General features: G+C 65.5%; 18 protein-coding genes, 1 tRNA gene and 1 pseudogene. 9 read left to right on the forward strand and 11 right to left on the reverse strand.

Annotation, left to right across the window (positions count from 1 at the left end; translation table 11 throughout):
• Positions 1 to 65: 65 nt before the first annotated feature.
• Positions 66 to 644 carry an energy transducer TonB gene (locus G7079_RS07340; protein ID WP_240906138.1) on the reverse strand — a complete coding sequence of 193 codons (579 nt, stop codon included), beginning with the start codon at positions 642 to 644 and terminating at the stop codon, positions 66 to 68.
• 149 nt (positions 645 to 793) lie between these two features.
• On the opposite strand from G7079_RS07340, the gene serS reads away from it, so the two are divergent.
• A complete protein-coding gene (gene serS / locus G7079_RS07345) occupies positions 794 to 2,074 on the forward strand; it encodes a serine--tRNA ligase (protein ID WP_166056688.1) in 1,281 nt (426 codons plus the stop codon).
• 83 nt (positions 2,075 to 2,157) lie between these two features.
• On the opposite strand, the gene G7079_RS07350 is transcribed toward serS, so the two are convergent.
• Positions 2,158 to 2,739 (reverse strand): NAD(P)H-dependent oxidoreductase, encoded by a 582-nt coding sequence (locus G7079_RS07350; RefSeq protein ID WP_166056689.1) that lies wholly within the window; start codon positions 2,737 to 2,739, stop codon positions 2,158 to 2,160.
• Between the two features lie 116 nt (positions 2,740 to 2,855).
• On the opposite strand from G7079_RS07350, the pseudogene G7079_RS07355 reads away from it, so the two are divergent.
• A pseudogene (locus G7079_RS07355) lies at positions 2,856 to 3,770 on the forward strand (LysR family transcriptional regulator); the annotation flags it as partial.
• Positions 3,771 to 3,834: 64 nt separating this feature from the next.
• Here G7079_RS07355 and G7079_RS07360 read toward each other — a convergent pair.
• Positions 3,835 to 3,924, reverse strand: a tRNA-Ser gene (locus G7079_RS07360).
• Positions 3,925 to 4,150: 226 nt separating this feature from the next.
• On the opposite strand from G7079_RS07360, the gene G7079_RS07365 reads away from it, so the two are divergent.
• Positions 4,151 to 4,804 carry a response regulator gene (locus G7079_RS07365; RefSeq protein WP_166056691.1) on the forward strand — a complete coding sequence of 218 codons (654 nt, stop codon included), beginning with the start codon at positions 4,151 to 4,153 and terminating at the stop codon, positions 4,802 to 4,804.
• A 31-nt stretch (positions 4,805 to 4,835) separates the two neighbouring features.
• Here G7079_RS07365 and G7079_RS07370 read toward each other — a convergent pair whose 3' ends face one another.
• Positions 4,836 to 7,772, reverse strand: a complete 2,937-nt coding sequence (locus G7079_RS07370) for an Rne/Rng family ribonuclease (protein WP_166056692.1) — start codon at positions 7,770 to 7,772, stop codon at positions 4,836 to 4,838.
• 512 nt (positions 7,773 to 8,284) lie between these two features.
• On the opposite strand from G7079_RS07370, the gene G7079_RS07375 reads away from it, so the two are divergent.
• A complete protein-coding gene (locus tag G7079_RS07375; protein WP_240906279.1) occupies positions 8,285 to 9,196 on the forward strand; it encodes an RluA family pseudouridine synthase in 912 nt (303 codons plus the stop codon).
• Here the strand turns inward: G7079_RS07375 and G7079_RS07380 are convergent.
• Together G7079_RS07380 and G7079_RS07385 are read right to left on the reverse strand one after the other, a co-directional pair.
• Positions 9,193 to 9,891 (reverse strand): DUF6058 family natural product biosynthesis protein, encoded by a 699-nt coding sequence (locus tag G7079_RS07380; RefSeq protein WP_166056694.1) that lies wholly within the window; start codon positions 9,889 to 9,891, stop codon positions 9,193 to 9,195. The two genes, G7079_RS07375 and G7079_RS07380, sit on opposite strands and share 4 nt — an antisense overlap.
• Positions 9,888 to 10,229, reverse strand: coding sequence for a 4a-hydroxytetrahydrobiopterin dehydratase (locus tag G7079_RS07385; protein ID WP_166056695.1), 342 nt, complete (start codon positions 10,227 to 10,229; stop codon positions 9,888 to 9,890). The genes G7079_RS07380 and G7079_RS07385 overlap by 4 nt, the downstream gene beginning before the upstream one ends.
• A gap of 100 nt (positions 10,230 to 10,329) precedes the next feature.
• Here G7079_RS07385 and G7079_RS07390 point away from each other — a divergent pair, with 100 nt between their 5' ends.
• Positions 10,330 to 10,923: an NfuA family Fe-S biogenesis protein gene (locus G7079_RS07390; protein ID WP_166056696.1), complete on the forward strand. Its 594-nt coding sequence runs from the start codon at positions 10,330 to 10,332 to the stop codon at positions 10,921 to 10,923.
• On the opposite strand, the gene G7079_RS07395 is transcribed toward G7079_RS07390, so the two are convergent.
• From G7079_RS07395 to G7079_RS07415, 5 genes are all read right to left on the reverse strand, one after another.
• Positions 10,899 to 11,165, reverse strand: coding sequence for a hypothetical protein (locus G7079_RS07395; RefSeq protein WP_166056697.1), 267 nt, complete (start codon positions 11,163 to 11,165; stop codon positions 10,899 to 10,901). The genes G7079_RS07390 and G7079_RS07395 overlap by 25 nt on opposite strands.
• 19 nt (positions 11,166 to 11,184) lie before the next feature.
• Complete coding sequence (locus tag G7079_RS07400; protein ID WP_166056698.1) at positions 11,185 to 11,715, reverse strand: hypothetical protein; 531 nt, start codon at positions 11,713 to 11,715, stop codon at positions 11,185 to 11,187.
• Positions 11,716 to 11,967: 252 nt separating this feature from the next.
• Entirely contained in the window at positions 11,968 to 12,666 is a 699-nt protein-coding gene (locus tag G7079_RS07405) for a hypothetical protein (protein ID WP_166056699.1), read from the reverse strand.
• 57 nt (positions 12,667 to 12,723) lie between these two features.
• A complete protein-coding gene (locus tag G7079_RS07410; RefSeq protein ID WP_166056700.1) occupies positions 12,724 to 13,173 on the reverse strand; it encodes a c-type cytochrome in 450 nt (149 codons plus the stop codon).
• Between the two features lie 8 nt (positions 13,174 to 13,181).
• Entirely contained in the window at positions 13,182 to 13,583 is a 402-nt protein-coding gene (locus tag G7079_RS07415; protein ID WP_166056701.1) for a cytochrome c, read from the reverse strand.
• Positions 13,584 to 13,856: 273 nt separating this feature from the next.
• Between G7079_RS07415 and G7079_RS07420 the strand changes: the two genes are divergently transcribed.
• From G7079_RS07420 to G7079_RS07435, 4 genes are read left to right on the forward strand one after another with little or no spacing between them, the layout of a single operon-like run.
• Positions 13,857 to 14,999: an efflux RND transporter periplasmic adaptor subunit gene (locus G7079_RS07420; RefSeq protein ID WP_166056702.1), complete on the forward strand. Its 1,143-nt coding sequence runs from the start codon at positions 13,857 to 13,859 to the stop codon at positions 14,997 to 14,999.
• A complete protein-coding gene (locus tag G7079_RS07425; RefSeq protein ID WP_166056703.1) occupies positions 14,996 to 18,499 on the forward strand; it encodes an efflux RND transporter permease subunit in 3,504 nt (1,167 codons plus the stop codon). The genes G7079_RS07420 and G7079_RS07425 overlap by 4 nt, the downstream gene beginning before the upstream one ends.
• 7 nt (positions 18,500 to 18,506) lie before the next feature.
• The gene (locus tag G7079_RS07430; RefSeq protein ID WP_166056704.1) at positions 18,507 to 21,578 is read left to right on the forward strand and encodes an efflux RND transporter permease subunit; all 3,072 of its coding nucleotides are present in this window, start codon (positions 18,507 to 18,509) and stop codon (positions 21,576 to 21,578) included.
• A complete protein-coding gene (locus G7079_RS07435) occupies positions 21,575 to 22,258 on the forward strand; it encodes a DUF4386 domain-containing protein (protein ID WP_240906139.1) in 684 nt (227 codons plus the stop codon). The genes G7079_RS07430 and G7079_RS07435 overlap by 4 nt, the downstream gene beginning before the upstream one ends.
• The last annotated feature ends 1 nt before the right edge of the window (position 22,259 follow it).

Raw genomic sequence — 22,259 nt, forward strand, 5'->3', positions numbered from 1 at the left:
CGCTTACTCCTGCGGACTTGCAGGAGATACGTTGAAAGCGCCGCCACGGATGCAGCAGGCCCCGATCAGCGGCCCGGGTTGAACTCCAGCGGCACGACCACGGTGGATGCCACCGGCTGGCCGTTGCGCGTCGCCGGCCTGAACGTCCAGCGGCGCACGGCTTCCATCGCCGCGCGGTCGAGGTCACGGTTGCCGCTGCCTGCGGCCAGTTCCAGCCGTTCCACGCTGCCATCCGGTGCCACCGTTGCCTGCACGCGGACCGTGCCGCCGATGTTGCGGCGCATCGCCGATTGCGGATAGCGCGGTGGGGGCCGGCTGACCGGCACCGCATCGGTACTCGTCACTGAAGCCGGCGCAGCAGGCGCGGGTGCTGGCGCTGGCGGCGCCGGTGGTTCGATGATCCTGGGCTGGTCGGCTGTTTCGGGAACCCCCGGCCGCGTGTCTTCGCGTGGCATGGTCAGGCCGCTGGCGGTGCCGTCCTCGCTGGCTACGTCCGCCGGCACCGGCGCTGGCAGGGTTTCGATCTCGCCCGTGCTGGTGGTCGGGCCGCCGGCCTTGAAGAAATCGCTGTCATTGCGCTGGTCCAGCCACAGCAACAGGAACAGCAGCAGGCCGACGCCGAAGGCGATGGCCAGTGGTTTCACCAAATGGGGTGGCAACAAGGGTCGGCGCGGAGGTGTTGGCTCTGACATAGGGGCATTCTGGCATGCCCGCGTGAGAGTTTTGCCAAGCCGCGGGGCAGCGTCGCGGCGCATCGGCGATAATGCGCATTCATTCCCGGCAAGTCCCGTCCATGCTTGATCCAGCCCTGTTGCGCGCCAATCCCGCCGAACTCGCCGAACGCCTGCGCACCAGCCGCGGCTTCGAACTCGATGTCGGCCACCTCGAATCGCTGGAAGCGCAACGCAAGCAATTGCAGATCCGCACCCAGGAGCTGCAGAACCTGCGCAACACGCGCAGCAAGCAGATCGGCATGCTCAAGGCCAAGGGCGAGGATGTGTCCGCGGTCATGGCGGAAGTGGCCGGTTTCGGCGAGGAATTGAAGGCTTCGGAAGTCCGGCTGGACGAACTTCGTGGCGAGATCGAAGCCATCGCGCTGGGCATCCCGAACCTGCCCGATGCTTCGGTGCCACTGGGTGGCGACGAAAGTCAGAACGTCGAGCAGAAGACCTGGGGCACGCCGCGCACGTTCGATTTCGAAGTGAAGGATCACGTCGAACTCGGTGCCCGCCACGGCTGGCTGGATGGCGAAACCGCTGCCAAGTTGAGTGGTGCACGCTTCACCGTGCTGCGCGGCCAGCTGGCGCGGCTGCATCGCGCGTTGGCGCAGTTCATGCTCGATCTGCACACCGGCGAACACGGCTACGAAGAAACCAATGTGCCGTTGCTGGTGAATGCCGAATCGATGCGCGGCACCGGGCAGTTGCCGAAGTTCGAGGAAGACCTGTTCTCCACCCAGCTGGGTGAGCACAAGCGTTACCTGATTCCGACTTCGGAAGTGCCGCTGACCAACATCGTGCGCGACGAGATCGTCGAGGCCGAGAGCCTGCCGCTGCGGATGACTGCGCATTCGCTGTGCTTCCGCTCCGAAGCCGGCAGCGCCGGCCGCGATACGCGCGGCTTCATCCGCCAGCACCAGTTCGAGAAGGTGGAACTGGTCACCATCGCCAAGCCGGACGAATCCGACGCGGAGCACGAGCGTATGACCCGTTGCGCGGAAGTGGTGCTGGAGAAACTCGGCCTGCCGTACCGCAAGGTGCTGCTGTGCACCGGCGACATGGGCTTCGGCGCGACCAAGACCTACGACCTGGAAGTCTGGTTGCCATCGCAAGACACGTATCGCGAAATTTCGTCCTGCTCGAATTGCGGGGATTTCCAGGCGCGGCGCATGCAGGCGCGTTGGCGCAACCCGGCGACCGGCAAGCCGGAGCTGGCGCATACGCTCAATGGGTCCGGCGTGGCGATCGGCCGCGCGCTGATCGCGGTGATGGAGAACTACCAGAACGCCGATGGCAGCATCGATGTGCCGGAAGCGTTGCAGCCTTACATGGGCGGCGTCGAACGTATTTCCTGAGTTTGTTCGATGCATGAAAAATCGGGCCCGCAATGCGGGCCCGATGCGTTCCAGCGCAGGGGAGGGTGCGGAACGCGAACTGTTCAGGCTGCCAGCGGCAGCTCGGCATCGATCAGTGCATGTGCGGCGGAGATCGCCTGCGTGCGATGTTCCGGCGATACCGACAGGCCTTCGGCGCTGACGAATTCGATGTCGTCGATGCCAAGGAAGCCGAACACCTGGCGCAGGTAGGGCTCGACGAAATTGCGGCCGCTGTCCGCCGGATGCATGCCGCCGTAGGTCGCGGCCACGATCACCTTCTTGCCACCGGCCAGGCCTTGCGGGCCTTCGGCGGTGTAGCGAAAGGTCTTGCCGGCCACGGCCACCCGGTCGATCCAGGCCTTGAGCTGGCTGGGAATGCCGAAGTTGTACATCGGCGCACCGAGCACGATCACGTCGGCGGACAGGAATTCGTCCATCACCGCAGCCGCCGTGGCGGTTTCATCGGCATCGGCCTGCGCCAGCGAAGCGCCGCTCAGGTGCGGCAGCGGGTTCGCGGCCAGGTCGCGGTGGACGATTTCAAGATCGCGCACGTCGCGCTGCCAGCGGGCGACGATGGCAGCGCCCAGCTCGCGGCTGGCGGAGTGGGTGCCCAGGATGCTGGAATCGAGGTGCAGGAGTTTCATTGGATGCCCCATTTGCAGGCGGCGTGGTGCCGCGTTGGGGCGTACTTTGCGCTGTTGCATATTCGGAATAAACTAGGTTAAATATCACGGTACGTTCCATATACGGAATTATCGCCATGCAAGATCTCAATGATCTCTATTACTTCGCCGCCGTGGTTGATCACGGTGGTTTCGCTGCGGCCGAACGCGCTCTGGGTATCCCCAAGTCGCGGCTGAGCCGGCGCATCAGCGCACTGGAAAGCGAACTCGGCGTGCGCCTGTTGCAGCGCTCGACGCGGCGTTTCGCGGTCACCGATGTCGGTACCAGCGTGCACCGGCATGCGCAGTCGATGCTTGCCGAAGCGCAGGCCGCGCGCGAAGCGGTGGATCGGCTCAGCGTCGAGCCGCGCGGCGTGGTGCGGGTGAGCGTGCCAGTCGGCATCGCCCAACAGTCGATGCCCCTACTGCTTCCGGAATTCCTGGCGCGCTATCCGCAGGTGCGGGTGCAGATGCACATCAGCAATCGTCGCGTGGACGTGATCAACGAAGGTTTCGACGTGGCCATCCGCGTGCGCAACAAGCTCGACGACGATGGCAGCCTGGTGATGCGCAGCTTCGGCCAGATCCAGGAGCTACTGGTCGCCAGCCCGAAATACCTGGATCGCGCCGGCCGTCCGCAGGTGCCGGAAGACCTAGCCGGGCATGTCACCCTGACCATGAGCGAAGACGAGGCGCGCCAGCGCTGGGAGCTGCAGCGCGACGGCGAAACCCGACGGGTGGATCTGAAGCCGCGCGTGGCTGGCTTCGATTTTCCGATGCTGATGGCGCTTGCCAAGCAGGGCATGGGCATCACCCTATTGCCGGAAACTCTGTGTGCGGACGCCGTGCGCGCCGGCGAGCTGGAAGTGGTGCTGCCCGAATGGCGGCTGCCGCAGGGCATCGCCCACTTGGTGTTCGCCTCGCGCCGCGGCCTGCTGCCGGCGGTGCGGGTGTTCATCGACCATCTGGCCGAGAAGCTGCCGCCGTTGCTCGATGCCGCGCGCCTGCAATGCAGCGAGGAGGAATGCGCGGGCAAGGGCAAGAAGACGAAGAAGGCGTAAGTTGGCAGAGTCGAATTGGCGGAAGCGGTGAGATTCGAACTCACGGATGGTTTGACCCATCGCCGGTTTTCAAGACCGGTGCCTTAAACCACTCGGCCACGCTTCCGTACGTTGATTGTCGCATGGGCAAAGGGTTCGACAAATCGGCAGGAGTGCCGATTTGAACGGCGAAGCCGCCCGCAGGGCGAGGATCATGGATGACCTGAGTCAATCCCACTCTCTCCGCCACATCCCATGATGTAGGACTTTTCCTACCCAGCGATGGGGCATACCCTGCTTGGATGGGATGGGCTGGCTCGTTAGCGTGTTCCCATCAAGCAGGGGGAGCTGCCATGAGCATCAAGGTTTTCATCGTCGACGACCATGCGCTGGTGCGCGCCGGGTTCCGGCTGATCCTGGGGCGCGAGGTCGATCTCGAGGTCGTCGGCGAGGCCGAAAGCGGAGAAGAAGCCCTCCCGCAGATCCGCAAGCTCAGGCCCGACGTGGTGCTGTGCGACCTGCACCTGCCCGGCATCAGTGGGCTCGAAGTCACCGAACGGGTGGTACGCGGCGACTACGGAAGCAAGGTGATCGTGGTGTCGGTGCTCGAAGATGGCCCGATGCCGCGACGCTTGCTCGAAGCGGGGGCTTCCGGCTACGTGGGCAAGGCCTGCGATGCGACCGAACTGCTGCGCGCTGTGCGCGACGTGTCGCGGGGCAAGAAATACCTGGCCAATGCCATCGCCCAGGGGATGGCGTTGTCGGGTGTCGGCAACGCGGGCGTCTCGCCGTTCGATGCGTTGACGCCGCGCGAAATGGAAGTCGCCTTGCTGCTCAATCAGGGCATGCGTCAGGAAGCCATCGCCAAGCGCTTGAACCTCAGCGCGAAAACCATCAACACGCATAAGTCGCGGCTGTTCGAGAAGCTCGCGATCCGCGACAGCATCGCGCTGGCGCGGCTGGTCAGCCAGTACGGATTGGCCGATCCCGCGCACGCCATGCATTGACGGGGCGCGGTCGACACACCGTTCAGGTCGCTCAGGCGTTACGGCTCGCTTCTGTCGATGCTTCGCCCTGCGACGGCAGTGGTGAAGTGGCGGCATCTTCACGGGCCGTGTCGAACAGGCCACGCAGCTGCTCGGCGCGGCTGGGAGCGGCGTCTTCCGCTGCGATGACGACGTTTTCCGGAGCGGCACTGGCGCTGACGGTTTCGGCGGCCACGATCACTTCCTCCGCGGCATCCGCCTTCGCGATTTCAACGGCTTCGACGACCGTTTCCTCCACTGTCAGCGTCGGCTGCGAGGCTCCAGCGACGACTTCGGCTGTGATCGGCGGCGGTGCTTCGGCGACAGTCTCGACAACCGGCTCGCTGATCGCAGGTCCGCTTGCAATGGCGGCCGTGGCTGGCGCGACTTCTTCTGCCGTGATCGCGGCCGTTTCGATGGCGGCGACCGCCGCGATGGCGGGTGAGGGCATGCGGGCGGGTTCGGGTTCGGCAGATACGGCAGGTGCGGCCTCGACCACTTGGGCGGTTTCGCGCACGACGGCGACCGGCGCCGGCGCCTCGATATCGTCGAAATCGAATTCCGGCTGCGAACCGTCTACCGCTGGGGTTTCGTCCAGCGGACCGTCCTGATCCAGCAACAGCTCGTCGGCGGCGCCCGCGGCTTCACCGGCGCCGCGACGACGACGACGGCCACCGCGGCGGCCACGACGACGCTTGGAACCGCCTTCGCCATTGACGTCATCGGTTGCCGCGTTTGCGGTCTCGGATCCTGTGGTTTGTGCCGGTAGTGTGGTGGTTGCAGCGGCCTGTTCGGCCACGATGGCGGTGTTGATCACGGTGTCATCGACAACGGCAAGCGTGGTTGCGGCTGCGGCGACGGCAGCCTCGGCTGGTGCCGGCTTCGCCGCCTGTTGCGGCTTGTCCTGCTTCGGCTTCGGCTGCTGCTGCTGTTGCTGTTGCTTTTGCGGTTGTTGCTGCTTCTGCGCCTGCTGCTGCGGTTTGTCCTGCTTCGGCTGTTGTTGTTGCTTTTGCTGTTTCTGCGGCTGTTGCTGCTTTTGCGCATCGGCCTGCTTGTTGCCACCACGGTTGTCGTTCTGCGCGTTGCCGCGGTTGCCACGATCACTGCGGTCGTTCCGGTTGCCGCGGCCATCGCGATCATTGCGGTCACGACGATTACCGCGATCCTCGCGACGGCTGACTTGTGCTTCGGTCTTGACCGGCTGCGATGCCGGTGCAGGCGCGCCAGCGAACACCGACTTCAGCCAACCCATGATGCCGCCTGTCGCGGCCACCGCGACCGGTGCGGCCGCAGCAGTAGGACGCTGTTCGACTTCCACCGGCATCGGCTTGGGCTCGCGCAGCGGTGCAGGCTGCGCCGGCTTGACGTTGGTCACCACCGGTGCTGGCGGGATGTTGAGCTGGGCCTTGGTCAGCGCGATCGTCGCCAGCTTGCGCGGGGTGCCGCGCTGGTAGCTGGGGCGCGCGGTGTCCTCGCCCAGTTCGTTCTCGCGGATGCGGGTGACTTCGTAGTGCGGGGTGTGCAGCTGTTCGTCGGCGACGATCACGATCGGCGCATCGTGGCGCTGTTCGATTTCGCGCAGGGCGTTGCGCTTCTCGTTGAGCAGGAAATTGGCGATTTCCACTGGCGCCTGCACCAGCACCTGGCCGGTGTTGTCCTTCATCGCGTGCTCTTCGGCGACGCGGATGATCGACAGGCTCAGCGATTCGACGCTGCGCATGCGGCCGTGGCCTTCGCAGGTGGGGCAGACGATCTGGCTGGCTTCGCCCAGGCTCGGGCGCAGGCGCTGGCGGCTCATTTCCATCAGGCCGAAGCGGCTGATGCGGCCCAGCTGCACGCGTGCGCGGTCGTACTTCAGCGCGTTCTGCAGCTTGTTCTCGACGTCGCGCTGGTGCTTGTTCGAGTTCATGTCGATGAAGTCGATCACCACCAGGCCGCCCAGGTCGCGCAGGCGCAATTGGCGGGCCACTTCCTCTGCCGCTTCCAGGTTGGTGTTGAACGCGGTTTCCTCGATGTCGCCGCCCTTGGTGGCGCGCGCCGAGTTCACGTCGACCGCGGTCAGCGCCTCGGTCTGGTCGATCACCAGCGCGCCGCCGGAAGGCAGGCGGATGGTGCGCTCGTAGGCGCCTTCGATCTGCGATTCGATCTGGAACCGGTTGAACAGGGGGATGTCGTCGGTGTAGTGCTTCAGCTTGCGCTTGTTGTGCGGCATCACCTGTTCGACGAAGTCCAGCGCCTCGGCGTACATCTCCGGCGTATCGACCAGGATCTCGCCGATGTCCGAGCGCATGTAGTCGCGCAGGGCGCGCACGATCAGGCGCGACTCCTGGTAGATCAGGAACGGCGCGGGCTTGGTCAGCGCGGCCTCGGCGATCGCCTTCCAGATCGACAGCAGGTAATCCAGGTCCCACTGCAGTTCTTCGGCATCGCGGCCAACGCCGGCGGTGCGGATGATCACGCCCATGTCGTCGGGGATGTTGAGCGCATCCATCGCCTTCTTCAGCTCGGCGCGGTCGTCGCCCTCGATCCGACGCGAGACGCCGCCGGCGGTGGGCGAGTTTGGCATCAGCACCATGTAGCGGCCGGCCAACGAGATGAACGTGGTCAGGGCCGCGCCCTTGTTGCCGCGCTCTTCCTTGTCGACCTGCACCACGACTTCCTGGCCTTCGCGCAGGAGTTCCTTCAGGCCGGCCTTGTTCGGGTCGACGCCAGCCTGGAAGTAGTCGCGGGAGATTTCCTTCAGCGGCAGGAAGCCGTGGCGATCGCCGCCGTATTCGACGAAGGCGGCCTCCAGCGACGGCTCGAGCCGGGTGATGCGGCCCTTGTAGATATTGGACTTCTTGTTGTCCTTGGACGGTTGTTCGATGTCAACGTCGTACAGCGTCTGGCCTTCGACGATGGCCACGCGCAGTTCTTCTGCCTGCGTGGCGTTGATCAGCATGCGTTTCATGGTGGCGTTCCTCGCGCGCTACCTGCACGCGGAACACCGTGGGCGTTTCGCCTCTGGATACCGCAAGCGCCTCGGCTGCGCTGGCGCAGGCCGCGTCGCTCCAAGTTTTCCAGCGCTGCAACACCACGGCGAACCGCGGGAGCGCTTTTTCCTTATTCAAATCATGTTGCAGGGCCGGCGACAGCCAACCGGTCTCCCGAAGGAGGGGCGCGTCGCACGGGGCGTTGTTCAGCTCCGTCACGGATGCCCGTGCATCCGGCGATGGTGGGGTCTGCCGCGCAGCCGTTAACATGGCCGCCCCGAGGGCGGTGGCAACGACACTGCGGCGGGGATCGCGGGGAAGGCCGGCTTTCGGCCGGTGCGGTCTTCTCGGACCGTGGTGATCTTCCAGCGAAATCAAACCCTTAGATCGCCCCCCGAGTGTATCAGATCAGGCTTTACAGGAGCAGGCCCGCATGACCGATTCGACCCCTCCTGACGCCCCCACCCACGGTGCCCGCACCGTCCGGGTGATGGAGGACCGCGATGGCCAGCGCATCGACAATTTCCTGCTGGGCTACCTGAAAGGGGCCCCGCGTAGCCTGGTCTACAAGCTGTTGAGATCGGGCCAGGTGCGGGTGAATGGGGGCCGGGTCAAGGCAGAGCGCCGGCTGGAGGCTGGGGACCAGGTGCGGATCCCGCCTTTCCGCTTGCCGGATCCGGCCGAGAAAGGCACGCCTCCGCAGGGCTTCATGGACGCGCTGGATGCGGCGATCGTGTTCGAGGACGCCCGCTTGCTGGCCCTGAACAAGCCCTCCGGCGTAGCCAGCCATGGCGGCAGTGGGATTGCCTTCGGCGCTATCGAGACCCTGCGCGCGCTGCGGCCGAAGGACACCCTGGAGCTGGTGCATCGGCTGGATCGGGATACTTCGGGGTTGCTGATCGTGGCCAAGAAGCGCTCGGCGCTGGTCGAGTTGCAGGCCCTGTTGCGCGAGGACCACGGTGCCGGTATCACCAAGCGTTACTTGACGCTGCTCACCGGACGCATGCCGGACGGCGTGATGAGCGTCGACGCGCCGCTGCACGTCGGCCTGCGCCAGGGTGGCGAGCGGCATGTGCAGGTGAACGCCAACGGCAAGCCCTCTCTCAGCCATTTCCGGGTGTTGGAACGGCGCGGCGGGCAGAGTTACTGCGAAGTGCGGATCGAGACCGGCCGCACCCACCAGATCCGCGTACACGCCCAGCATATCGGCCATCCGATTGCCGGCGACGACAAATATGGCGATGAAGCCGTGAACAAGCGCTTGCGCGAACAGGTCGGCTTGAAGCGCCTGTTCCTGCATGCCTCGACGCTGGAGTTCGCGCTGGACGGCGGCAAAGCGCCGTACCTGCTCAATGCGCCGCTGGCGCCGGAATTGATCGACGTGCTGGATCGGTTGGTCTAACCGGCGAGTTGTTTCGGCAGGTCTTCGACATATCGCTTGCGGCTGGTGCGCGGGTATTCCACCGGCGAGAACGGCGCGCAGGCCTCGGCATAGCGCGTGATCAGTCCGTGCAGCACGAGCGCTTCGCTGGCGGAATACTGCTGTCGCGTCCCTGAGTCAGTGAGCTTGCCCAACATCGCCTGCGCGGTTTCCTTGTTGGCGATGGTGGCGATGTCCCCGGGACGTCGCACGCATATCCCGAAGATGCCTTCCAGATGCGCGTCCCAATGCGAGCCGATGCACGTGTCGAGCGCGGCGTCGTCGGGAGTTCCGTCGGCATGGAAGCAGTCCGGCGCGGAGATACTTTCGCGATGCAGATCGACCAGCGCCGTGCGCATATCGGTAGAGAAAGCCTGTTGCAGGGCGGCCTTGGCCTCGGATTCGCCGTGCTCCGCAACGGCATCCAACGCAAGGGCGATCCAGCTATGCATGTCCCGATGCATGTAGTCGCCGGCAATCAGTCCGCTGCAGGGCAGGGCTCCGAATGCGGCCGATATCAATTTCGAGTCAGTCGCCACATACGAAGGCGCGGGCACCATGCCGGCACCGACCAGTTCGCGCAAGCGTGCGGGCGATATCCCTGCCGTTTCGGCCATCGCATGCAGGCGCAGGAAATGCGCGTCGAGATACGCCTGGTTGGCCGTGCCCTCGCTCATCCCGCCAGCGCATCCGCCTTCGCCGCGCAGATGAAGTCGTTCTCGCTCAGGCCACCGACATCATGGGTGGAGAAGCGCACCACGCAGCGGTCGTAATGCACGGAGAGGTCGGGATGGTGGTCTTCGGCGTTGGCGACGTGCGCCAGCGCGTTCACGAACGACATCGTCCGGTAGTAGTCCTTGAAGGTGAAGGTCCGGCTCAACGCATGGCCGTTTTCGACCAGTTCCCACTCCGGGATCTGCGGCAGCCATTCGCGGATGCTGGCGTCGGTGAGCCGATGTTCGCTGCCCCGGCGTGGCATGCAACGGGCCTGGGCGAGAGGAATGAGGTCGTTCATCGGCGTTCTCCTGCGTGTGCGCATGAACCGCGGGCATCGTGCGCGTCGAGATCGGGGGATGCTGCGGCGCGTGGCGCGGCGGGATGGCTAGAATAGCCGCATGATCCAGATATCCGAAGCCGCGCAGTCCCACTTCCGCAAGTTGATCGAACGCGAAGCCATTCCCGGCTTGGGCGTGCGCTTGGCCGCACGCGATCCCGGTACGCCACGTGCCGACGTGCGCCTGGAGTTCGCCGAGACGGGCGAACTGTCGGGCGACGAATGGGCGGTGGATTGCGAAGGCTTCACCCTGTGGCTGGATGCGGCCAGCGTGCCGTTCCTGGACGGCGCGACCATCGATTACGAAGCCAAGGCAACCGGCGGCCAGTTGCAGATCCGCGCGCCGAAGATCAAGGGTGTGGCACCGGGTGATGCGGCATCGCTGGTGGAGCGCGTGCACTGGATGATCGAGCAGGAGATCAATCCGCAGCTGGCCCAGCACAAGGGCCATGTGTCCTTGCAGGAAGTGACGGCGGATGGCGTGGTGGTGTTGCGCTTCGGCGGCGGCTGCCACGGCTGCGGCATGGCCGATGTCACCCTGAAGCAGGGCATTGAGAAGACGCTGATGGAGAAGGTGCCGGGCGTGACCGCGGTGCGCGACGCGACCGATCATGCCACCGGCGACGCGCCCTACGTGCCGCGCGACGCGGCCTGACGGATCCGGGCGCGCGTGACGTTCGCCGCCGATCTCATCGCCGCGCTCAACCAGCGGCGCACGCGTTTCAGCAACCGCCCGGAGGCGTCTGGCCAGATGCCGCCCGGCTGGCAACGCTGGTTGGATGCGATGCCGGCGGTCAATGCGGATTCGGCGGGAGCATCGGCTTCGTCGCTTGCGGATGTCTTCGCGCAGCGGCCATTGCGCGACATCCCGCGTGCTGCAGCGAAGGACTTGGGCAAGTGGCAGGCATTCGGCCACCTATTCCGGCAAAACTGGGCGCCGAGCGAGGCCGAGGAACGTGGCCTGCGCATCGGCGTGGGCACGTTCGACGTGCTCCTGCACCTCCTGCTGGTCGGTTTGCTGTTGTGGCTGATGTACATGAACTTCGTGGTGCTGCCGCAGCGGCAGTCCGAGGACGAGGCGGTGCAGGTGGAGTTCATCGGGCGCGGCAATATCGCCGAAGGCGGCGGCGCGATCGCCAATGCGGGTGCCGAATCGGCACCGGCCGCCAGTGCACCGGAGGCACATGCTGCATCGCCGTCGCCCGCCACCGGCAGGCCGGATGCGCCCATCGAAACCATGGCGGTGCCGCAAGTCGCGGCGAGCAGCGAGGCGCCACCACTCGCACATGAATCCACACCGCTCACCGTCGCCGAAGCAGCGCAGCCATTGCAGGTCAGTGAAGTGGTGCGCACACCGGACCTGCAGGCTTTCCAGCTGCCGCCGCCGCGTCCCATCGACATGTCGCGCCCGCAAATCGAGATCCAGGACGTACAACCGCGACAGCAAGTGGAGGAACTCCCCACGCTACGCGAGCAGCCGCAACGCATCCTGCAACCAAAGCAGGTGCAAGCGCAACTCAAAGTACCGGAGTTGCGCGACCAACCACGTGAGCTGGACGTGCCTGCGCCGCAGCGGATGGCGACCGTGCAGGCACGCAGCGCGCCGAACCAGTCCAGTCGCACTGCGCAAATCCAGGTGCCGCAATTGCGTGGCGAAGTACGCGATATCCCGATGCCGCCAGGGGGGGCGCCGACGCCTTCATCGCAAGCCGGCAGTGGCACTGCGGCGCAGGCCAATACCGGCAAGGCCGGGGCGGGCGGCGAACGTGGGGCATCGCCCGCTGCAGGTCAGGCGGCGACCGGTACCGGTGCCGGCGCGAAACCGGCGGAACAAGGTGGGCGCGGTATTGCTGCAACCGGTAGCGGAGCTGGTTCCGCCAACAAGCCTGCGCCTGGCGGTTGGCCTGGGGCGGCGAAAAGCGATGATTGGGGCGCATCGAAACGCAATGTCGCTGGCACCGGCAATGGCAGCGGCAAGAACGGCAATGGCGATGGCGATGGCGATGGCAAGCCGGGCTTGTTCAATGCTGACGGCAGTCCGCGTTTGTCCGACGAGTGGACGCAAGTGAGCGGGGTCGACGTGGATCGCTCCGGCACGTGGCTGAAGCGGCCGGGGCTTGAATACCGCGGCACGCGCTTCGATCGCTACTGGATTCCGCAAGGCAGCTTGCTGGAGGAATGGGTACGCAGGGGGATCAAGAAAGTTTCGATCCCGATTCCCGGCACCAATCGACGCCTGCAATGCGTCGTCTCGTTGCTGGCGCTGGGCGGAGGCTGCATGCCGGTGAGCGATGACGTCAATGAGCAACCAGCCCAGGCACGGCCTGCGCCGGACATCCCGTTCAAGCCCGGCCTGCAGGAAGAACAACGGCAGCGTGAAGCCGTAAGGATGACGCATCCTGACGCAACGAAAAGGGGCCTTGCGGCCCCTTTCGTTTCCAGTGCTGCGACGGGCTCAGTTCGCGCCGTGCATGTCCTTCAGCTGACCGTTGACGCTGCCGAAGTAGGCACCAAGGTCGGCAATCTGCTGGTCGGTCAGTTCCTTGGCCTGGCTGGCCATCAGGTCGGTAGTGGGGCTGCCGCCGCGTGCGCCGGAACGGTAGGCCTGCAGCGAATGGGCGAGGTAGTCGCCGTACTGTCCCCCCAGCTTCGGGTAGGTGGCATCGATCGGTGCATTGCCGTCGGCGCCGTGGCAATCCACGCAGGCCTGGCCGGTCGCGCCCTTGGTGGAGGCCAGCGTCTTGCCGGCTTCGATGTGACCGGCCGGCAGGCCAGCGGAGGAGGATGCGTGGGCTGCTTCGGCTTCGTGGCCGGCGCCTTCGGTGGCATGTTCTTCCTGCTTGCTGCAGGCGGACAGGGCCAGCGCGCAGGCGAGGGCGAGCAGGGTCATGGAAGTCTTGGTCATGGCGCGGCTCACTTGATGCTGGACAGGTAGGCGGCGATATCGGCGATATCCTGCTCGGAGAAGCTCTCCGCCTGCGCCTGCATCGTCGGATGCTTGCGCTTGCCTTCGCGATATTCGTTCAACGCGTTGCCGAGGTAGGTCTCCGACTGCCCGCCCAGCTTCGGCACGTGGTAGCTCGGATAAGCGTTCTTGTAGCCGGTGATGCCGTGGCAACCGCGGCAGGTGTAGGTCAGGCCCTTGCCGCGGGCAGCATCGCCCTTGAGGGCGGCGGGGGCAGGAGCTGCGGCCGCTTCGGCTGCAACCGGTGCCGCGGTGGCGGTATCCGTGGCGGGAGCGGCGGCATCCTGCGCGGCGGCGGAGGCGGCGATGATCAGGGCCAGGCTGGCGGCGATCGGCAACAGTCGCTTCATGGTGATGGAGTTTCCGGAGTCCAGAGTGCGAAGGCATGACGCATGGGCGACACGCAATCGCGCCAGTATAACGAGGGAACTCGTCTCTTCCTACGCCACCAAAGAATTGCGCCAGTGCGGACAGGATGCGTCCGTGCCATGCAAGCGATGAGATGCGCGCCATTGGCATGCGCGCCATTGGCGGATTGATGACCGACCCATGACCTTCGGCGCATGACGTACCTCATGCGGGAGGTGACATACTTGACTACAACACCAATCAGGCTCTTTCCCATGCACGACACGATTCCGGCCGCCGCCCCCCGCTCCGGTCGCTTCCTTCCGTTTGCCCGACTGAGCCTGTTGGCCTTGGCGCTGGGCCTTGCTGCCTGCAAGGGCGGTGCCGAAGGCGCGCCGGGGAAGGACGGCAAGGGTAAGCAAGAGGCCAGCAAGGGCCCCGAGGCGATCCCGGTGGAAGTGTCCAAGGCCAGCCGCCGCTCGATCGCTGCCAGTTACATGGGCACCGCGCCGCTGGAGGCGCGCGGCGAGTCGCAGGTCGTCGCCAAGACCTCCGGCATCGCCTTGCGCGTGTTCGCCGACGTCGGCCAGCAGGTGCGCGCCGGTCAGCCGCTGCTGCAGATGGATCGCGACCGCGCCACGCTGCAGGTAGCCCAGGCCGATGCGCAGGTGCGTAAGCTGGAAGCCAACTATCGCCGTGCCTCGCAACTGGTCGAGCAGAAGATGGTCAGCGTCAACGATGTCGACCAGTTGCGCTACGACCTTGAAAACGCCCGCGCCAGCCTGCGCCTGGCCCGCCTTGAACTGTCTTACGGCACGGTGACGGCGCCGATTTCCGGCGTGGTGGCCGCGCGCAACATCAAGCCGGGCAACCTGGTGCAGATCAACACGCCGATCTTCACCATCGTCGATACCTCGCGCCTGGAGGCCACGCTCAACGCGCCGGAACGCGAGATCGAAACGCTGAAAGCAGGACAGAGCGTGCAACTCGCCGTCGATGCGCTGCCGGGCAAGACTTTCGATGGCCACATCGACCGGGTGTCGCCGGTGGTGGATTCGGGTAGCGGTACGTTCCGGGTGATCTGCACCTTCGATGGCGGCGGCCTGTTGCAGCCGGGCATGTTCGGTCGCATTCGTATCGAATACGACCAGCGCGCGAATGCGCTGGTGATCCCGCGCACCGCGTTGCTGGAAGACGGCACGTCGCCGGCGGTGTACACGGTGAAGGCGAACAAGGCGGTACGCTCTGCGCTCACGCTGGGCTATACCGATGGCGAATGGGTCGAGGTGCGCGAAGGCCTGCGCGAAGGCGATCCGGTGGTGGTGGCGGGCAAGGCCGCATTGCGTGAAGGCAGCGCGGTGCAGGTGATCGGCGCGAAGGCTGCTGCTCCCGCGGCACCGCAGGCAGCCGCGCAATGAGTCCGCAGGACCAGCACCAAGGCACCCACGATCCGCTGGTCTCGCCCGGCGGGTTCAGCCTGGTCGAATTCGCCACGCGTCGCCGCGTCACCATCGCGATGATGACGCTGACCCTGGTGCTGTTCGGTCTGATCGCGTTGGGTAGCCTCAAGGTCAATCTGCTGCCCGACCTCAGCTATCCCACCCTGACCGTGCGCACCGATTACACCGGTGCCGCGCCGGCGGAAATCGAGACGCTGATCTCGCAGCCGGCGGAAGAAGCGCTCGGCGTGGTCAAGGGCGTGCGCAAGCTGAAGTCGATCAGCCGCACTGGGCAGAGCGACGTGGTGCTGGAGTTCGCCTGGGGCACCGACATGGATCAGGCCAGCCTGGACGTGCGCGACAAGATGGAGGCGCTGCAGTTCCCGCTGGACGCCAAGGCGCCGGTGCTGCTGCGCTTCAATCCGTCGACCCAGCCGATCATGCGCCTGGCGCTGTCGCCGAAGCATGCCGCCCAGGGCGCGGCAGGTGCCAACGATGCGGAGGAAATCCGCCAGCTGATGGAATTGCGTCGCTTCGCCGACGACGATCTCAAGCGGAAACTTGAACCGGTCGATGGCGTGGCCGCGGTGAAAGTGGGCGGCGGCCTCGAGGACGAGGTGCAGGTCGACATCGACCAACGCAAGCTGGCCCAGTTGGGCCTGTCGCTGGACAGCGTGATCAATCGCCTGCAACAGGAAAACGTCAATGTCTCCGGCGGTCGCCTGGAGGAAGGGTCGCAGCGTTACCTGGTGCGCACGGTCAACCAGTTCGCGACGGTGGAGGAGATCGGCAACATGCTGCTCACCACGCGCACTGCATCGGCGAGCAACAGTTCGACCGACCAGGCGATGCGCTTGGCCGCGGCCAGTGGTGATGCGCGGGTGATGGCGGCGTTGTCGCAGGGCGGTGGCGATGCTTCCACCGGCAGCCTGCCGCTGCGCCTGAAGGACGTGGCCGAGGTGCGCCAAGGCTACAAGGAGCGCGAGGCGATCATCCGCCTCAACGGTCGCGAGGCGGTGGAGCTGGCGATCTACAAGGAAGGCGACGCCAATACGGTCTCCACCGCTGATGCGCTGGAAACCCGGCTCAAGACCATCCGCGAGCAATTGCCGGACGACATCGAGCTGACCGTCATCGAAGACCAGTCGCAGTTCATCCGCAACGCGATCAGCGACGTGAAGGTGGATGCGGTGATCGGCGGCCTGCTGTCGATCCTGATCATTTTCCTGTTCCTGCGCGACGGCTGGAGCACGTTCGTGATCTCGCTGTCGCTGCCGGTCTCGATCATCGCCACGTTCTTCTTCATGGGCCAGCTAGGCCTGAGCCTCAACGTGATGTCGCTGGGCGGCCTCGCGCTCGCCACAGGCTTGGTGGTGGACGATTCGATCGTAGTGCTGGAAAGCATCGCCAAGGCACGCGAACGCGGTTTGGGCATCCTCGAAGCGGCCATCGCCGGCACCCGTGAAGTGAGCATGGCGGTGGTTGCCTCGACACTGACCACGATCGCCGTGTTCCTGCCGCTGGTGTTCGTGCAGGGCATCGCCGGCCAGCTGTTCCGCGACCAGGCGTTGACGGTGGCGATTGCCATCGCGGTGTCGCTGGTGGTGGCGATGACCCTGATCCCGATGCTCAGCGCATTGAAGGGCCGCTCGCCGCTGGGCTACCCGGAAGAAGCGCGGCATGCGCAGTGGCAACCGAGCAAGAAGTGGCAGAAGCCGGTGGCCTACACCGGTCGCGGTATCGGCGCGTTCTTCCGCGGGCTGTTCTTCGGCATTGCGTGGGCGATCATCCGCGCATGGCGCGGCATCGCGGCCATCGTCGGTCCGGTCATGCGTAAGGCCAGCGACCTGGCGATGGCGCCGTACGCGCGTGCCGAACGCACCTATTTGCGCATCCTGCCGAATGCATTGAAGCGGCCCACGCCGGTATTACTGGCGGCGGCGATCGCGTTCGCGCTGACCATGGCGGTAGTGCCGTTGCTCGGCACCGACCTGATCCCGCAACTGGCGCAGGATCGTTTCGACATGACCGCCAAGTTGCCGCCCGGCACGCCGCTGGCGCAGACCGATGCCTTGATCCGCGACGTGCAGGCCCAGCACGCGAAGGACGATGGCGTGCGCGTGCTGTACGGCGTGTCCGGCACCGGTACACGCCTCGATGCCAGCCCGACCGAGAGCGGCGAGAACATCGGCAAGCTGTCGGTGGTGATGACCGACAACAAGGCCGAGGCGCCATTGACCGAAGCCCTGCGCAAGACCATGCAGGCCTATCCGTCGGCGCAGGTGGATTTCAGCCGGCCGGAGTTGTTCAGCCTGTCGCCGCCGCTGGAAATCGAGGTGGAGGGCGCGGACCTTGAAACGATCCGCGTCGCCGGTGCCAAGCTGGCCGCGATGCTGCGCGCGAACCCGCACTACGCCGACGTGAAGTCGACGGTGGAGCAGGGCTTCCCCGAGATCCAGATCGTGTTCGACCAGGACCGCGCCGCCGCGCTGGGCCTGACCACGCGCCAGATCGCCGATGCCGTAGTGAAGAAGGTGAAGGGTGAAGTAGCCACCCGCTACAGCTTCCGCGACCGCAAGATCGACGTGCTGGTGCGCGCGCAGGAAAGCGACCGTGCGTCGGTGGACGATATCCGCCGCCTGATCGTGAATCCAGGTAACGGCGCGCCGGTGGAACTGGCGTCGGTGGCGCAGGTCATCTCGACCACCGGTCCCAGCGAGATCCATCGCGCCGACCAGCATCGCGTCGCCATCATCTCTGCCAACCTGCGCGACGTCGATCTGGGTACCGCGATCAAGGAAGTGCAGTCGATGGTGCAGGCCAACCCGCTGGGCACCGACATCGACATGCGCATCGGTGGGCAGGGCCAGGAACTGGGCGAATCGATCCGCTCGCTGCTGTTTGCGTTCGGTCTGGCGATTTTCCTGGTCTACCTGGTGATGGCCTCGCAGTTCGAATCGCTGCTGCACCCGTTCGTCATCCTGTTCACCATCCCGTTGGCGCTGGTGGGTGCGGTCGGTGCATTGCTGCTGACTCGTTCGCCGGTGTCGGTGGTGGTGTTCATCGGCTTGATCCTGCTGGTCGGCCTGGTGGTGAAGAACGCGATCATCCTGATCGACAAGGTCAACCAGTTGCGCGAGGAGGGCGTGCCCAAGCGCGAGGCGCTGGTCGAAGGCGCGCGTTCGCGCTTGCGGCCAATCATGATGACCACGCTGTGCGCGGTGTTCGGCTTCCTGCCGCTGGCGCTGGCCTTCGGCGAGGGCGCGGAAGTGCGTGCGCCGATGGCGATCACGGTAATCGGCGGTCTGCTGGTCTCCACCCTGCTGACACTGGTGGTGATCCCGGTGGTGTACGACCTGCTGGATCGCAAGCCGGACGAGTTCTACGCCGAACGCGGTCGCCGCGCGCGCAACAACGCGGAGGCGGTGGCGGAAGTGCTCTCGCACGAACACGATCCCTTGAACGGCGCGAAGGCGTGATGCGGCGATGAACATCACCGAACTGTCCATCCGCCGGCCGGTCACCACGATCATGCTGTTCGTGTCGATGGTGGCGATCGGCCTGATCGCCTCCTTCCGCCTGCCGCTGGAAGCCGAGCCGGAAGCCACCATCCCGTTCTTCTTCGTGTCCCTGCCGTACGCCGGTTCGACGCCGGAGGAAGTGGAACGCAACCTGGTGCGGCCGGTGGAGGAAGCATTGGCGACGATGCCCGGCATCGAGTCGATGAATTCGCGTGCGAATGCCGAAGGCGGTTCGATCCAGGTGCGCTTCAGCGACTGGAACAAGAACATCGCCATCGCCGCGTCCGATGCACGCGAACGCATCGATGCGATCCGCGACCAGTTGCCGGACGATTTCCGTCGCTACTTCGTCCAGCGCTGGAGCACCTCGGACCGCGAGGCCTTGAGCCTCCGCCTGACCAGCCAGGTCGACCTGACCACTCGCGCCGACCTGATCGAACGCAGCATCAAGCAGCGTCTGGAACGGCTGCCCGGCGTTGCACGGGTGGAAGTGGAGGGCGTTGCCAAGCAGGAAGTGCTGGTGGCCCTGGACAAGGATCGGCTTGCCGCGCACGGCGTTGCACTGAACGAATTGGTGCAGCAGCTGCAGGCGGCGAATTTTTCGGTATCCGCCGGCCAGATCACCGAAGCCGGGCAGCGCTTGCGCGTGCAGCCACGCGGTGAATTGCTGGAACTGCAGCAGCTGCGCGACATGCGCATCGACAAGCGCGGCACCCGCCTGTCCGACATCGCCGACGTGGACCTGCAGCCGCAGCGAATGGACTACGTGCGGCGCATGGACGGCAAGCCCAGTGTCGGCGTGGACATCTACAAGGAACGCTCGGCCAACCTGGTGGACCTGTCGCGCGATGTGCGTGCGGAAATCAAGGAGCTCGAACAGGACCCGGCCATGCGCGGGGTCAACATCGAGGTCACCGACGACCAGGGCCAGGCCGTGACCAGTTCACTGCTGGCGCTGGCGGAGGCCGGCGGCATCGGCCTGCTGTTGTCGGTGATCGTGCTTTACGCGTTCCTGCGCCACTGGCCTTCCGTGCTGATGGTGAGCACGGCGATCCCGATCTGCTTCATCATGACCCTGGGCTTCATGTACTTCTTCGGCATCTCGCTCAACATCATCTCGATGATGGGCCTGCTGCTGGCGGTGGGCATGCTGGTCGATAACGCGGTGGTGGTGGTCGAAAGCATCTACCAGGAACGCGAGAAATATCCCGGCAAGCCGTGGCTGGCCTCGATCATCGGCACCCGCCACGTGGCGATCGCGCTGTCCGCGGGCACCTTGTGTCACTGCGTGGTGTTCCTGCCGATGATGTTCGGCGAGAAGAACATCATCACTATCTACTTGTCGCAGCTGGCAGTCACCATTTCGGTGTCGCTGCTGGCCTCGTGGCTGGTCGCGATCAGCCTGATCCCGATGCTGTCGGCGCGGATGAAGACCCCGCCGGCGCTGAAGTCGCCGTTCATCACCCGCCTGCAGGCGCGTTACGCGCGGGCATTGCGCTGGACGCTGGAGCATCGCGGCTGGAGCGTGGCCGGCATCCTCGCGATCTCTCTGGTCAGCGTCTATCCGATGACGCATACCGCGGGCGGTGGCGACGACAACGATCCCAGCGAGATCAACATCTTCTACCAGTGGAAGGGCGCGTACTCGAAGGAAGAGATGGGCAAGGAAGTGGCGCGGGTGGAAGCCTTCGTCAACGCCAACCGCAAGCCGTTCCACGTCGAGCGCGTGTACAGCCGCTACAGCGAGCAGGGCTGGGCGCAGACCCGTTTGTTCCTCGATATCGAGGACCCGGAGCAGAGCAAGAAGATCGCCGAGGACGTGCGCAAGGGCCTGCCGAAATCGGCGCGCGCCAACTTGGGCATCGGCTGGCCGGGCGGCATGGGCAGCAGCGACGGGCAGGGCATCCAGTTCAGCCTGATCGGCGATTCCACCCAGACCCTGCAGGAACTGGCCGCCGACATCGTGCCGATACTCGGGCGCAACCCGAAGCTGCGCGACGTACGCGTGGATACCGGCGATGCCAACACCGAACTCAAGGTACAGGTGAACCGCGAGCGCGCGGCGTCGTATGGCTTCAGTGCGCAGCAGGTGGCGCAGTTCGTCGGCATGGCCTTGCGCGGTTCATCGCTGCGCGATTTCCACCGCGAGGACGTCGAGATCCCGGTCAATGTGCGCTTCGCCGGTTCGGACGACTACGGCGTGGAGGACCTGTCCACCTTCATGGTGCGCGCGCCGAACGGCAGCGAAGTGCCGCTGCTGGCGATGGTCGACGTGAACATGGCACCGGCTGCCACCTCGATCCAGCGCCAGAGCCGGCAGACCATGCTGCAGGTGCAGGCGGGGCTGGCCAAGGACGTGTCGATGGAGGATGCGCGCAAGGCCATCGAAACCACGCTGAACAGCACGCAGTTCCCGCCGGGCTACAGCTATACCTTCGATGGCGGCGGATTCAACATCAATTTCGACGGCATGGATCAGATGATGCGGTCGATCGCGATCGCGCTGGTGCTGATGCTGGTGATCATGGCGGCGGTGTTCGAATCGCTGCTGTTCCCGCTGGCGATCATGTCCTGCGTGCTGTTCTCGATCTTCGGCGTGTATTGGTTGTTCTGGATCACCGGCACCGAGATGAACATCATGGCGGTGATCGGGATCCTGGTGCTGATGGGCGTGGTGGTGAACAACGGCATCGTGATGATCGAGCACATCAACAACCTGCGCCGGCGCGGCATGCCGCGCACCGAGGCGCTGGTGGAAGGCAGCCGCGAACGATTGCGGCCGATCATGATGACGATGGGCACCGCGATCCTGGCGATGATCCCGATCGCGCTGTCGACCAAGACCGCGGACGGCATGCCGCCGTACTACCCGATGGCGCGCGCGATCGCCGGCGGCCTGGCGTTCTCCACCGTGGTCAGCCTGCTGTTCCTGCCGACCATCTACGCGATGCTGGATGACCTGCGCATGGGCACGTCACGGTTGATCAAGCGGGCGAAGATGACGCGCGTGCAGCGGCGCGAGTTGAAAGCGGCATGAGCATGGACGCCGCCGCGCTGCGAAGGAACGGGCGCATCGCGGGTGCGCTCTATCTCGTGGTGGTGCTGACCGGCATGTTCTGCCTGGCCTATGTGCCGTCGCAGCTGGGAGAGGGCATCGCCGGCGCTTCGGCGCATGCGGGCTTGTTCCGCGCCGGCATCGCGGCCTTCCTGGTCATGCAGGTGGCGTTCCTGCTGTTGCCGTTCGCGCTGTATCGGGTGCTGGGCGATGTCGACCGACGCGCTGCCATCCTGATGGTGGTGTTGGCGGTGGTCAGCGTGCCGATCGGACTGGTGGCGGTGACGCATCGGATGGAGGCGCTCTCGTTGCTGGAAAACGCAGGCAGTGCCACGCAGGCGATGGACGCCGCGTTCGCGTTGTGCCTGCAGCGCTACGGCAATGGCCTGCGCATCGCCAGCCTGTTCTGGGGGCTGTGGCTGCTGCCGTTCGGTTGGCTGGTGTTGCGTTCCGGGCGCCTGCCGCGGGTGCTGGGCTGGCTGCTGGTGCTGGGCAGCATCGGTTATGTCGTGCAGGTGTTCGGCGGCCTGGTGCCCGGTTTCGCCGACTCTTCGCTGGTCCGTTATGTACGCATGCCGGCGGCCATCGGCGAGATCGGCAGCTGCCTGTGGCTGCTGATGTTCGGCGCGCGCGCGGGCCTGCAGCAACCTTCCCGCCACTGAG

Source organism: Thermomonas sp. HDW16 (assembly GCF_011302915.1).
GTDB lineage: Bacteria > Pseudomonadota > Gammaproteobacteria > Xanthomonadales > Xanthomonadaceae > Thermomonas.